Here is a 13,587-nt window from a genome sequence, read left to right as displayed (position 1 = left end):
AACCCGGCGGGCAATATCGGCAAATGCACCCGCCACTGGACCTTCACCCAGCGCTGGCGGTTCGCCCGCATCACTTGCCAGCCGCACCGAGATGTCGAGCGGGATGCGGCCAAGGAAGGGGATGCCCAGTTCTGCCGCTGCTGCTTCTGCTCCGCCGCGACCAAATGGATCGCTGACTTCCCCGCAATGCGGGCAGATATAGCCCGCCATATTCTCGACCAGCCCGATTATCGGAACCTGCGCCTGATTGAAAAACCCGATCGCGCGCGTTGCATCCATCAGCGCCAGATCCTGCGGTGTCGAGACGATAACCGCGCCAACCGGCTTATGCTTCTGGATCATCGAAAGCTGGATGTCGCCCGTGCCCGGCGGCATGTCGACAATGATCTCGCGTACATCGCCCCAATGCGCATCGACAAGTTGCGATAGCGCCTGCCCGGCCATCGGTCCGCGCCATGCAATCGGCTGGCCCGGTGCCGCCAGCTGCCCCATCGACAGGAAGGGCACGCCCCCTGCACCTGTGGTCGGGAACATCTTCTTGCCCTCTGCCTCGGGCTTCACGCCTTCGAGCCCAAGCAGGCGGGTTTGCGAGGGACCATAGATGTCGGCATCAACAAGGCCCGTAGCCCGTCCTGCCCGACGCATAGCAACCGCCAGATTTGTCGATAATGTCGATTTGCCGACGCCGCCTTTACCACTGGCGACGGCGATCAAGTTAGGAACGATGCGTTCTGCCGTCTGCAACAGTCGCAACGGCATACCCGGTGCGGCGTTGGCAACAGCGGCCTTGATGCTCTCCGCGAGCGCTTCACGGCCTGCATTGTTGAGACCGGCGACATCGACCATCATCGAAATCGCGCCATCCTTTTCCCTGATCCCACTGGTGCGGCCTTGCGAAATTCCAGCAACCGCTGCTTCGATTTTGTCGATATCAACCATGCGAAATGCGAATAGAATCAGATTGTCGGGAATGACACTGTTTTTCTTGAAACGGCGTACCTATATGTTGGCCATGATGCAAAATGAGGATGGCGGGGCGCCGCAGGCGTCGCACAACGAAAGCAAGGGACCATGGGATCTTCCCGGGTCTGGGGACAATAACGGGTCGGGGGGCAAGGCCGGAGGCAACAAACCCTCCCATCCCGGTGCGTCTGCTGGAGAGGATGGTGCAAAACCGTCCAATCCCTGGGAGCCACAAGGGACACCAACCGGTCGCTCACGCGGGCCATCGTTGGAGGAAATATTCCGGCGCGGCGGCGGCAAGGGTGGCGGATTTAGCGGCCTTCCCCCACGTGCCAATGGCAAAAGCTGGTGGCCGCTGATCACCGCCATATTTTTCGCGATCTGGATAATGTGGACCAGCATCCACCGCCTCGACCAGCAAGAGGAAGGGGTCGTCACTTTCTTTGGCAAATATTCGCGCACCGTCGGTTCGGGCATCAGTTTCACATTGCCTGCACCTATCGAGCAGATGCAAAAAGTCGACGCCTTGCAGGTGCGCACGACTTCCATCGGATCCGCAAACAGCAAAAGCGAAAATCTGGTTCTGACCAAGGACCAGAATCTGATGGATATCGCGTTCGATATCCGCTGGTCGATCAAGAGCCCGGAACTGTATCTGTTCCAGCTCGATGATCCGGCGGGCACCGTGCAAGAGGTAGGCGAAAGCGCGATGCGCGCCGAACTGGCCAATTTCGACTATAACGAAGCCGTTGGTGTTGCGCGTGGAACGATCGAAGCACAGGTCAAGCAGCGGATGCAGGCGATACTCGACGAATATCGCTCGGGCATTTCAATCAGCAGCATTTCGATCCGCCAGTCAGACCCGCCGGAGGAAGTCAAAGCCGCCTTCCGCGAAGTCAACAGCGCGCAGCAGCGGCGTGAACGCTATCTCAATGAAGCGCGTGCTTATTCCAGCCAGGTCACCGAACTTGCCGCAGGCCAGACCGCCGAATTCGACAAGATCTATGAGCAATATCGCCAGGCACCCGAAGTCACCCGTCGGCGTATCTACTATGAAACCATGGAACAGGTGTTGAGCAAGGTGGACAAGACGATTGTCGAGTCAGGCAACGTGACCCCCTATCTGCCGCTGCCCGAACTCCAGCGTCGCGCAAAGGCTGCAAGCGACAACACTGTAACCGTAACGGGGAAGCAATAATGTTTGGTTCTTTGAGACAAAATCCCGTCGCACTGGGCTTGGGTGGACTGGCCTTGCTGGTCCTTCTTGGCATGTCAATTTCGATCGTTCCAGAGACCAAACAGGCGATCATTTCGAGCTACGGTCAACCGCTACGCGTCGTAAATCCCTACAAGCCCAATCAGCGATTTGGCGATACCTGGGCGGGGCTGACCTTCCGCATCCCCTTTGTCGAGCAGATCCAGTGGGTCGACAAACGGGTGCTTTCGGTTTCGATGCAGCCGCAGGAAGTGCAGTCGACTGACCGTCGGCGTCTGCGCGTCGATGCCTTTGCCCGTTTTCGTATCGTTAAGCCGGCCCGAATGTATCAGGCTATCCGGACCGAAGAGGCGTTGAAGGCCCAGTTGCAAACCATCCTCGAATCACGCCTGCGCAACGAATTGGGTAAGCGGTCGTTCGAAACGCTACTAAGCGCCGAACGCGGTGCCGTGATGGACAATATTCAGGCCTCTCTGGACCGAGAGGCCCGTAAATATGGCGCGCAAATCATCGACGTCCGCATCAAACGGACCGACCTTCCCGAAGGCCAGTCGCTGCAATCCGCTTATCAGCGCATGCAATCGGCGCAGCAGCAGCAGGCGATAGCGATCGACGCCGAAGGCCAGAAGGAAGCCCAGATCATCCGTGCTGAAGCTGACGCGAAGGCTGCGCAAATCTACGCGCAAAGCTATGGCAAGGATGCTGATTTCTACGATTTTTACCGATCGATGCAGTCCTACCGTCGGACGTTCCAGCAAGACAGCCAGAATGGCGACGGGAACACCACGGTCGTTCTGTCGACTGACAATGATTATTTGCGCAATTTCCGCGACGGGCGCTAGCCGATTGTCGTTCGTCGAACGCAATCGGCGCTTTGCCAAGCGGTGGGAAGCGACATATTTTCGTTCAATCGGCGTTCATTTTTTTGCCGCAAGGACGATTGGGTTTTAATGCCGGTGTTGCCGGTGTGATTTTGAATGAGAGGAATGACTATCGTGCGTTACGCTTATGGAGTGACCGCCCTTCTCCTGCTTTCGGGCAGCGCCTTTGCGCTTTCGACCGGCAACCCCGGACCGGTCGCCACGACCGGCCCAGTCGCAATCGCCCAGTCCGGCCTCGCACCCCGGGGTGCGCCGAACAGCTTTGCCGATCTGGCAGCCCAGCTGCAGCCCGCCGTGGTCAACATCGCGACCAAGCAGAAGGTTCAGGTTGCCACCAGCTTCAATCCCTTCACCGGCGAACGTCGTCCGGTCACACAGGAACAGCAAAGCGGCGGTTCCGGCTTTTTCATCAGCGCCGACGGCCTAATTGTAACCAACAACCACGTCATCGCAGGCGGCCCCAAGGGTGACGCGGTTGATGAAGTCAATGTAACCCTGTTTGACGGCCGCGAATTCAAGGCGGAAATCCTGGGTCGCGACGCGACTTCAGACCTCGCCTTGCTCAAGGTCAAAGTCAGCGGCGTTCCCTATGTCGAAATGGAAAGCTCGCAGAAGAATCGCGTTGGCGACTGGGTGATTGCCATCGGCAACCCGCTCGGTCTTGGCAGCACGGTGACAGCAGGTATCGTTTCCGCCCTGCAGCGCAATATCGGTGCCGGTGGCGCCTATGACCGTTTCATCCAGACCGATACCGCGATCAATCCCGGCAATTCGGGCGGCCCGCTGTTTAATCTCGATGGCAAGGTCATCGGCATCAACAATCGCCTGATCTCTCCGGTCGGTGCGAATATTGGCGTTGGCTTCGCAATACCTGCCGAAGAAGCCATTCCGGTTATCGAGTCGCTGAAAAAAGGCGTTACCCCGCAACGCGGCTATCTGGGAATCGGCATACAGCCCGTTGGTGCAGACATGGCCGACGCTTTGGGCATCGACAAGAATAAGGGCGAATTCGTCACGCGCATTGTGAAGGATGAAGCTGCTGACAAAGCAGGCCTGAAGGAAGGCGACATTGTCCTCAAGGTCAACGGTCGCGATGTAACTCCTGATGAGACTTTGTCGTACATTGTCGCCAATGTGAAGCCGGGCACACGCATTCCGCTCGACATCCTGCGTGAGGGTAAACCGATGCGGTTGACCGCAACGGTCGGCACCCGCCCAAGCGAAGAAAAGCTCGCCCAGAGCACCTTCGATCCTGACGAAAACAAGGATTTTGACCAGCAGGGCGAGAATGCGGACAGCAAGGCCGTGCGCGATACGCTCGGCGTCAGCGTCATACCGCTGGATCCCGAAATCGCGCGCCAACTTGGCATGGGCGCTGATGTAAAGGGCGTTGTCGTTGACATCCCGGGTTCGGGAAGTGCAGCCCAGGCCGGTATTCGGCGCGGTGACGTGCTGGTGTCGGTCAATTACAAGCCGGTGACCAATACTGCACAATTGGCCGCAGCTATCGCTGAAGCCAAGAGTGGCGGACGCGGCGCTATCCTCCTCGGTGTCAAACGCCGTGGTGCGCCGACGCAATATACCACAGTGCGGATCGATGACTGATCCCGCTACCAACTGATCCAAAGGGGTGTTAGTGAGTGTTGCATGACGCTGACCGACACCCCTTGGCGCGATGACGCCGAAAGCCTGCTTCCCGACCTTGTAGAACTCCGCCGCGCGATCCATCGCGAGCCCGAACTCGGTCTCCAAAATCCCAAAACACTCGCTAAGATAAAGGCCGCGCTGGCCGGTCTGCCGCTCGAGTTTCGCGAGGGGCCATCGACAACTGGTTTGCTTGCCATACTGCGCGGCCCTTCAAATGGCCGCACCGTGTTGCTGCGCGGCGATATGGACGCGCTGCCATTACACGAAGACACTGGCCTCGACTTTGCATCCGAAACAACCGGCGCGATGCACGCCTGCGGGCACGACACCCATGTCGCCATGCTGGTGGGTGCCGCAAAGATGCTGTGTGCGCGTAAGGAGCAATTGACTGGCACCGTCTATTTCATGTTCCAGCCGGGCGAAGAGGGCCATCATGGCGCGCGCTTCATGCTCGACGACGGCTTGCTCGATCCGCTGCCCGATGCTGCCTTTGCCCTCCACATCATGCCCAATGCGCCGCGCGGGATTTTCACGGGGCGCGCCGGGCCGCTGCTCGCTTCCTCGGACGTCCTGTCGATCAAGATCACCGGCAAAGGCGGTCATGCCTCTATGCCGCACGATGCAGTCGATCCGATTCCGGTCGCCTGCGAAATCGTCTCGGCAATCCAGACGATGGTTACGCGCAAGGTTTCGGTGTTTGACCCTGCCGTAATCACCATTGCCAAGATCAAAGCGGGGACGACCAACAACACCATCCCCAAACCCGCCAGCCTGCTCGGCACGATCCGCACGCTCAGCCCGCGCCGACGCGCGATGGTGGCAGAAGAACTGCACCGCCTCGCCCCCGGCATTGCTGCCGCGCATGGATGCGAAGCACAGTTGCATATCGAGCAAGGCTTTCCGGTTACGCTGTGTGACGATCGGGCCGTACGGTTCGGGCAGGAGGTGGTCGAAGCCACTTTCGGAACCGAAAGCTGGAAGACGCTCGACGCACCGATCATGGGCGCGGAGGATTTTGCCTATGTTCTAGAAAAGGTGCCCGGCGCGATGTTCTTCCTCGGGGCAAGCCATGAAGGCGATGACTGGCGGCAATGCTGCGGCCTGCATTCCAATCGCATGGTGCTTGATGAAAGCGTGATGGCGAAGGGGGCGGCGCTACACGCTGCGCTTGCCGAACGCTTTCTTGCCGACGGTTTCGACGCCAGCTAACACACCCAAAGAATTCATAACTCAGGGGAAATCCATGCCATCCGGTCTCGCCGCGCTTCTCGACGATATCGCCACCATTGCCAAAGTCGCGGCCGCATCGGTGGATGATGTGGCAGCCGCAGCCGGCAAGGCTGGCAGCAAAGCTGCCGGTGTGGTGATCGATGACACTGCGGTTACCCCCCAATATGTGACCGGCTTCACCCCCGATCGCGAACTGCCGATTATCTGGCGCATCGCCAAGGGATCGCTGGTCAACAAGATTATCATCATTCTGCCAGTGGCGCTGTCGCTCAGCTTCTTCCTGCCATGGGCGATTACCCCGCTGCTTATGCTTGGCGGAGCGTTCCTCTGCTTCGAAGGCGCAGAAAAAGTCCTCGAAAAACTGATGCCGCATGAGGAAGAAACGCTGGCGGAGGAATTTGCCGAAGTCTGCAGCAAGACGCATGAGGAGAATATGGTGAAGGGCGCGGTACGTACCGACTTCATTCTCTCGGCCGAAATTATGGCGATAGCCTTGAACGAGGTGAAAGGCCTCGCTGAAACCTCTATATGGCTGGAGGCTGCCGTGCTGGCACTGGTCGCGGTTGTCATCACCATCGCGGTATATGGCGTGGTCGGTTTCATCGTGAAGATGGACGATATCGGCCTGCACATGGCGCAACGCGAGAATGGCGCTGCCCAGGCTTTCGGTCGCGGACTCGTCAAGGGCATGCCCAAATTGATGACCTTCCTGTCGGTAGTGGGTACCGCCGCCATGCTCTGGGTTGGCGGGCAAATCATAGTCCATGGCTTTGGCCTCCACCCGGCGGAATGGTTCGGCCTACACGAAGGCGCGCTGGCATGGATTGTCGATGCAGGGCTATCCGGTGTCGCAGGGTTGGCAATTGGTGCCGCTATTGTCGGCGTGCACCATCGATGGGCAGCACGCAAAAAAGCCTAAGGAACAAGCACCGTATCACGCGCCTCGGGCAACATTTTGGGGTAATCGAGCGTATAGTGCAGACCGCGGCTTTCCTTCCGGGATAGCGCGGAGCGGATAATGAGGTCGGCCACTTCGACCAGATTGCGCAGCTCGATAAGGTCGGGGGTCACGCGGAAGTGGCTGTAATAATCCTCCACCTCGCGCCGGAGCAGATCGATGCGATGCTTGGCGCGTTCCAGTCGCTTGGTGGTGCGGACGATGCCGACGAAATTCCACATGAACTGGCGGATTTCGCGCCAGCATTGGGCGATTACAACTTCCTCATCGCTGTCGGTCACGCGGCTTTCATCCCATGGACGGATGGCGGGTGGCGGCGGCAATTCATCCCAATGCGCGTCGATATGCGCGGCGCAGGCATCGCCGAAGACGAAACATTCAAGCAGCGAATTTGACGCAAGGCGGTTCGCCCCGTGCGGCCCTGACTGCGCCCCTTCGCCCGCCGCATAGAGCCCCGGCGCATCGGTGCGCCCGTCCAGATCGACCAGCACACCGCCACAGGTATAATGCTGCGCGGGAACAACCGGGATTGGCTCCTTGGTAATATCGATCCCCAGCCCCATCAGCTTTTCATAGATATTGGGGAAATGCTCGCGGACGAATTCCGGATCCTTGTGGCTGATGTCCAGATGGACAAAATCAAGGCCGTCGCGCTTGATTTCCCCATCATTTGCTCGCGCCACAATATCGCGCGGGGCAAGCTCTGCCCGCTCGTCATAATCGGGCATATAGCGGTGCCCGGTCTTCGGGTTTTTGAGGATACCCCCCTCCCCGCGCACCGCCTCGGTAATCAGAAAATTCTTGACCTCCAGATTGTAGAGGCAGGTCGGGTGGAACTGCATCATTTCCATATTGGAAACGCGACATCCCGCACGCCACGCCATGGCGATGCCATCGCCGGTCGCCCCTCGCGGCGCGGTGGAATAAAGATAGGTACGCCCAGCGCCCCCGGTCGCTAGTATGGTGGCGCGCGCGGTGAATGCCTCCACCTTCCCGCTCTTGCGATTGAGCGCATAGATGCCGTGCACGCGCCCGCTGGTAGAAAAGCGTTCCTGATGGCGGCCAACGATAAGGTCGATTGCCACCATATCGGGCACCAATGTGATATTGGGGTTTTCACGCGCAGCGGCTTCCAGCGCCTGTTGTACCGCCCAACCGGTGGCATCGTTGACATGCACGATCCGGCGATGGCTGTGCCCGCCTTCACGGGTCAGATGCCAGTTCTCGCCAAATTCGTTGGTCGGACCACCGAGGTTGAAGGGCACGCCCAGCTTGGCCAGTCGGTCGATCGCTTGCGGCGCATGTTCGATGACAAATTCGACGGTCGCGCGATTGTTTAGCCCCGCCCCGGCGACCATCGTGTCCTCGATATGGCTCTCAAAAGTGTCGCCCGGCTCAAGCACCGCTGCAATCCCGCCCTGCGCCCAAGCCGTCGCACCATCTGACAGCGCACCTTTGGCCAATACGGTGACCTTATGCTTCTGCGCCAGCTGCAGCGCCGCTGTCAGGCCAGCCGCCCCTGAGCCGATGATCAGGACATCGGTTTCCACCGCCTTACTCCGCGCTGCCGCTGGTCAGGCTGAGGAACACGTCCTCGAGGTCAGCCTCTTTGGTGGTCACGTCGATAATGCCCAAGCCTAGTCCCTGCACTGCAGCGAGCACCTCACCCGCATTCATCCGGTCCTTATTATAGGTAATCTCGACCGTCCGGTCGGCGACCAGTTCGGTCTTTTCAAAAGCGTCATGCTTGGGGGCTTCGCTAACGTCGCGGTCGAGCGTCAACACCACCGCCTTTTCGCGCGCCATGCCCACCAACTCCTTGGTCGGCTTGTTGGCTATCAGCTTGCCATGATTGATGATTGCAATGCGATCACATAATTGCTCGGCTTCTTCGAGATAGTGGGTGGTCAACACCACGGTCGTACCCTGCTTGTTGAGTTCGACCACATATTCCCAAAGCTGTTGGCGCAATTCGATGTCGACGCCTGCAGTAGGCTCATCAAGCACGATTACCGGCGGCGAATGTACCATCGCCTTGGCCACCAGAAGCCGACGTTTCATCCCGCCCGAAAGCGTTCGTGCATAGGCATCAGCCTTGTCTTCCAGCCGCACCGCCTTAAGCAATTCCATCGATTGGCGCTTTTCCTTGGGGACACCATAAAGGCCCGCAAATAATTCCAATGTTTCAAACGGTGTGAAAAAGGGATCGAACATGATCTCTTGCGGCACAATGCCAATCGAAGCCTTGGCATTGCGCGGATTGACGTCGATGTCGAAACCCCAGATACTCGCATGGCCCGAGGTTTTCTGAACCATTCCTGCCAATATATTGATGATAGTCGATTTTCCGGCGCCATTTGGTCCAAGAAGTCCGAAAATCGAACCGCGTTCGACGTCAAAGCTGACACCGTCGAGCGCCTGCTTTCCATTAGAGTAGCGTTTGGTGAGATCACGGATCGAAATGGCGGCTTGTGTCATAGATGTTAATCGATAGCCGAGGCCCAACCCGCACGCAACGCAAGGCTTTGCATCAAGGGGTTAAGTTCGATTAACCATAGACGCTAAGGCAAATTTGCGAGGATGATGGCAAAGCGATCAAATGCGTGGGGCAAAAATCCGAGACAAATGTGCGCGATTCGCGCTGGCTGCGGCTATCATGGCCGCCGCGACTGCCCCTGCACATGCGGAGACAGAAGCGCTGGATTCGCAAGTCGCGGTCGTCAGTCCCGGCAGTTTCTATAAGGTTCGCGACCTGCATTTTGGCATCGTTGCTGCAAGTACGTTGCCTGGTACGGTGACGGTTGCGCCGAACGGTACGCGCACATCAACCGGCGGCGTTACCTTGATTGGCAACAGCCATTACCCTGCCGAGTTTGCTGGAATGAAGCCAACCCAGCCTAACCGCCCCGTAAGGATGCGCGTCGGATCGAACACTGTGTTGCTGACCGGCCCAGGTACGCCGATGGTCGTCAGCTTGTTCCGCGCGAATACCAACCCCGCTCAAACGCTCAGCACGATCCCGCGCAACTTTCAGGTGCAACAGTCGAGCAACGGCGCTTTTGCGCTTTATGTCGGAGCGACGCTCGCCGTAAACGCTAACCAGCAGCCGGGGACCTACACCGGTACCTGGACACTGACGCTCGACTACCAATAGCATAAAAAGCTCAGCGTTCGGCGGCAAATCGCGAAATCTTCTGTTTACCAAATAGTTATAACTATACTTCTATAACTATATGAATGTGCTTCACCTCCGCCCGTCCTTTCACAGTTACAATATGCGCCATATTCGCAAGTTGTGCCTCAGGTGCTTGGGCGCAGAATGCTGCAGAACAGGGGCGTTCCCAGGTCGGAGTTGTAACCCCGCTTAGCTTTATTCAGACTGAGGAGCTGAGTTTCGGTCAAATCATTGCCAGCAACACAGCTGGAACCGTTACCGTTGCGCCCAACGGAAGTAGAACGCGAACGGGTAACATAACGCTGCTGGGCGCCAGCCACCAACCTGCGGAATTTGCTGGCATGGGCGCATTCAACCAGCGCGTGCAGGTGTCATTGGGAAGCAATTCGATTTTCCTCACCGGTCCAGGTGTTCGCATGCGCGCCCGCACATTTGTCATCGGGAGCACGCCGACCGCTGTTTTGACGACAACGCCCACCGTGTTTCGCATTGCCGGAGCAACCGGCGCATTTCGGTTTCCGGTCGGCGCGACTCTCGAAGTTGGCGCCAACCAAGCCCCGGGCACCTATCGCGGCACCTGGACAATTACGCTTAATTACCAATAACTGCCCCGTTGCCGAGGCAGCACAGCTTTGCTAACGGCTTCGGCATGATCGAAGCGCCTGAAACCATCCTCGTCCGCACCCACCGCATCGCCTGCGACGGCAGCGGCGAAGGTGTTCCCGCCGCACTGGGCCATCCTCGCGTGTGGCTGGAAATCGACGAGAGCGGCATGGTCGAATGTGGCTATTGCGATCGCCGCTATGTGCTTGTCGGCGGACCTGCCGATAATGGGACGCCAAACAAGGGCTGAAGCCCCTTCCGTTCCGTGCCACAGTCCTTATATCGGTGGCATGAGCATTTCAGATCCGCGCAGCTTTCTCTATCAACCCGGCCTTCTCGATCCCGACGGCGCAATGCGCGTCACGCGCGAAGCCTTGAACGCGTGCGACGATGGTGAACTCTATCTGCAATATAGCGCGAGCGAGAGTTTCGGTTTTGACGATGGTCGCCTGAAAATGGCCGATTACTCGACTGCTTCGGGCTTTGGTCTACGCGGCGTTTCGGGCGAAATGACTGGTTTCAGCCACGCCAACGACTTAAGCGAAGGCGCAATCCGCCGCGCAGCGGAGACGCTGCAACTGCTCGACCCGGCCAAAGGACAAGCTGCTCCTCCACCGCGTAAGAACAACCGCCATCTCTACACCGATGGCAACCCGCTCGATCTGGTGCCCTTTGCCAAGAAGGTTGCCCTGTGTCAGCAGATTGATGCCGCCGCCCGCGCTCGCGATCCCCGCGTAGCACAGGTTTCGGTTTCACTCGCAGGCAGCTGGTCGGTGATTGAAATCGTCCGCGCCGATGGTTTTGTCGCGACCGACATTCGCCCGCTCGTCCGTCTCAATGTCTCTATTGTCACTGAAGAAAATGGCCGCCGTGAGACCGGCACCTACGGCTTTGGCGGGCGTAAGCTATATGATGACCTGTTCGACGAAGCCGCCTGGAACCATGCTATCGATGAAGCATTGGCACAGTCGCTGACCAACCTCCGCTCGGTCGATGCGCCTGCGGGCGAAATGACCGTGCTGCTCGGTCCCGGCTGGCCTGGCGTGCTGCTGCACGAGGCAGTCGGTCATGGCCTTGAAGGCGATTTCAACCGTAAGGGCACCAGCGCCTTTTCGGGCAAGATTGGCCAGCGGGTAGCCGCACCCGGCGTGACCGTGGTCGACGACGGCAGCATGGCGGACCGTCGTGGCTCGCTTTCAATCGATGATGAAGGCACACCGACTCAGGAAAACATCCTGATCGAAGACGGTATATTGAAGGGCTATATGCAGGATCGGCTGAACGCCAGGCTGATGGGCGTTGCGCCAACCGGCAATGGCCGCCGCCAGAGCTATGCCCATGCCCCGATGCCGCGTATGACCAACACCTTTATGCGTGGGGGCAATGACGATCCAGCCGAACTTCTAAGCCGCGTGAAGGATGGCATTTTTGCCAAGAGCTTTGGCGGTGGGCAGGTTGACATCGTATCGGGTAAGTTCGTTTTCAGCTGCACCGAGGCCTATCGTGTCAAAAATGGCAAGCTCGGTGACCCGATCAAGGGCGCGACCCTGATCGGCGACGGACCGACTTCGCTCACCAAAATTATTGGTATCGGCAACGATATGGCGCTCGACGAAGGCATCGGCGTCTGCGGCAAAGCCGGACAGAGCGTGCCTGCAGGTGTGGGTCAGCCGACAACTTTGGTCAGTGCCCTGACCGTGGGCGGCACGGCTGGATGATTGAAGACGACGAAGCGGAAACTGTTGCGCCGCCCCCAGACTGGGCTGAACAGCTTCTTCGCTTCTGGTTTGTCGAGCATGGATTTGCCGACTGGTTCAAGGGCGGTGATGCTTTTGATGTTGCCGTGACTAAAGGCTTTGCGGCTTGGCGCGATGCCTTGCGCGAACTGCCGACCGAGAGTTTTCTAACCGACCCGCACACTGCACTCGCGGCGGTAATCCTGTTCGACCAAGCGCCGCGCAATGCGTATCGCGGACACGCCGAAGCATTTGCCACAGATCATCTCGCGTTGGCAATTGCCAAGGCAGCCATAGCGGGTGCGTTCGACACCAGCCTTTCGAAGGACGAGCGTCTATTTCTTTACCTGCCCTTTGAGCATAGCGAAAATCGCGACGACCAGCGCGAATCCGTCCGCCTAGTCAGTCAACTCGGCGATCAGGGCCTGTTGAAATATGCGAAAGATCATCAGGCAATGATCGAACGCTTCGGGCGTTTTCCGCACCGCAACAAGGCACTTGGCCGGACCGATCGTCCCGGGGAGGCGGAAGCTGTTGCAGCAGGTAACAACTGGTAATTGCTGGCACTATTACTGCTAATCGCTTGCGCTGCATCAATGCGGGCATATAACTTAAGCACATAGAATCGGGTCGCACAGATTCCAGGCGCAATAGCGTCGAACGGAAGGAGTTTCGCCGTGCGTACCATGTACCGATTTGCTTCAATTGCCGCTCTTGCCACCGCACTTGCGGTTGTTCCCGGATCTGCCCAGAAAACGACTGGTCCCAAGGCGACTTATGCCATGGACGTACAGACTATGTCGGGAATGGGCATGGGGGCCATGATGGGCGGCGGCCTCGGAAGCCTGCTTGGTGGGGGCGGCGATAATTATATGCTCGAGCTGCGGCTGACTTCAGCCACGCCGTCGCCAGTCCAGCCGGAAAAGGGTGACCATTTCTTCCAGCCGCAAGCCAAGATGGGCAAATCGGTTCCACTGCTGGGCGATGCGCCGGGGACGTCAAAGCCCGACCGCGATTATGATCCCAAACAGACGATGGAAAAACCCAAGGGCCGGATCCTGATGTTCTGGGGTTGCCACGCCAATGCTCCAAAAGGCCAGCCGTTCATCATAGACTTCGCCAAGATGCCAACCGCAAAGATGCCCGCGAACATGCCTCAACAGATGCAGCGCTATGAG

At 58.4% G+C, this 13,587-nt stretch carries 13 protein-coding genes and 1 pseudogene; 11 read left to right on the top strand and 3 right to left on the bottom strand.

What is annotated here, in order from left to right; translation table 11 throughout:
* Positions 1–939, bottom strand: a 939-nt coding sequence (locus Q0239_RS04065) for an Mrp/NBP35 family ATP-binding protein (protein WP_298598814.1), incomplete at its 3' end; no start/stop codon positions are given.
* A 31-nt stretch (positions 940–970) separates the two neighbouring features.
* On the opposite strand from Q0239_RS04065, the gene hflK reads away from it, so the two are divergent.
* The 5 genes from hflK to Q0239_RS04040 all read left to right on the top strand — a co-directional run bounded on the left by hflK (position 971) and on the right by Q0239_RS04040 (position 6,856).
* Positions 971–2,161, top strand: coding sequence for a protease modulator HflK (gene hflK / locus Q0239_RS04060; RefSeq protein ID WP_298598811.1), 1,191 nt, complete (start codon positions 971–973; stop codon positions 2,159–2,161).
* A complete protein-coding gene (hflC, locus tag Q0239_RS04055; protein ID WP_298598808.1) occupies positions 2,161–3,021 on the top strand; it encodes a protease modulator HflC in 861 nt (286 codons plus the stop codon). The genes hflK and hflC overlap by 1 nt, the downstream gene beginning before the upstream one ends.
* Positions 3,022–3,165: 144 nt before the next feature.
* Positions 3,166–4,665 (top strand): trypsin-like peptidase domain-containing protein, encoded by a 1,500-nt coding sequence (locus tag Q0239_RS04050; protein ID WP_298598816.1) that lies wholly within the window; start codon positions 3,166–3,168, stop codon positions 4,663–4,665.
* A 42-nt stretch (positions 4,666–4,707) separates the two neighbouring features.
* Entirely contained in the window at positions 4,708–5,916 is a 1,209-nt protein-coding gene (locus Q0239_RS04045; RefSeq protein WP_298598805.1) for a M20 family metallopeptidase, read from the top strand.
* Between the two features lie 34 nt (positions 5,917–5,950).
* Positions 5,951–6,856 (top strand): DUF808 domain-containing protein, encoded by a 906-nt coding sequence (locus Q0239_RS04040; protein ID WP_298598802.1) that lies wholly within the window; start codon positions 5,951–5,953, stop codon positions 6,854–6,856.
* On the opposite strand, the gene nadB is transcribed toward Q0239_RS04040, so the two are convergent.
* Together nadB and Q0239_RS04030 are read right to left on the bottom strand one after the other, a co-directional pair.
* On the bottom strand, positions 6,853–8,445 hold the full coding sequence (gene nadB / locus Q0239_RS04035) for an L-aspartate oxidase (protein WP_298598799.1): 1,593 nt from the start codon (positions 8,443–8,445) through the stop codon (positions 6,853–6,855). The two genes, Q0239_RS04040 and nadB, sit on opposite strands and share 4 nt — an antisense overlap.
* Before the next feature lie 4 nt (positions 8,446–8,449).
* The gene (locus Q0239_RS04030) at positions 8,450–9,373 is read right to left on the bottom strand and encodes an ABC transporter ATP-binding protein (RefSeq protein WP_298598796.1); all 924 of its coding nucleotides are present in this window, start codon (positions 9,371–9,373) and stop codon (positions 8,450–8,452) included.
* A gap of 121 nt (positions 9,374–9,494) precedes the next feature.
* Between Q0239_RS04030 and Q0239_RS04025 the strand changes: the two genes are divergently transcribed.
* The 6 genes and pseudogenes from Q0239_RS04025 to Q0239_RS04000 form a co-directional block, all read left to right on the top strand.
* Entirely contained in the window at positions 9,495–10,049 is a 555-nt protein-coding gene (locus Q0239_RS04025; RefSeq protein ID WP_298598793.1) for a DUF4402 domain-containing protein, read from the top strand.
* An 83-nt stretch (positions 10,050–10,132) separates the two neighbouring features.
* A complete protein-coding gene (locus Q0239_RS04020; protein ID WP_298598789.1) occupies positions 10,133–10,675 on the top strand; it encodes a DUF4402 domain-containing protein in 543 nt (180 codons plus the stop codon).
* Between the two features lie 44 nt (positions 10,676–10,719).
* On the top strand, positions 10,720–10,923 hold the full coding sequence (locus tag Q0239_RS04015) for a zinc-finger domain-containing protein (RefSeq protein ID WP_298598786.1): 204 nt from the start codon (positions 10,720–10,722) through the stop codon (positions 10,921–10,923).
* Positions 10,924–10,963: 40 nt separating this feature from the next.
* A complete protein-coding gene (gene tldD, locus Q0239_RS04010; RefSeq protein WP_298598783.1) occupies positions 10,964–12,391 on the top strand; it encodes a metalloprotease TldD in 1,428 nt (475 codons plus the stop codon).
* Positions 12,388–12,966, top strand: coding sequence for a DUF924 family protein (locus Q0239_RS04005; protein ID WP_298598780.1), 579 nt, complete (start codon positions 12,388–12,390; stop codon positions 12,964–12,966). The genes tldD and Q0239_RS04005 overlap by 4 nt, the downstream gene beginning before the upstream one ends.
* Before the next feature lie 120 nt (positions 12,967–13,086).
* Positions 13,087–13,587: pseudogene (locus Q0239_RS04000) on the top strand (hypothetical protein); the annotation flags it as partial.

The organism is uncultured Sphingorhabdus sp. (genome assembly GCF_937872355.1).
Taxonomy (GTDB): domain Bacteria; phylum Pseudomonadota; class Alphaproteobacteria; order Sphingomonadales; family Sphingomonadaceae; genus Sphingorhabdus_B.
Note: the sequence above shows the minus strand (reverse complement) of the source record. Positions and strands in the feature narration are given on the sequence as shown.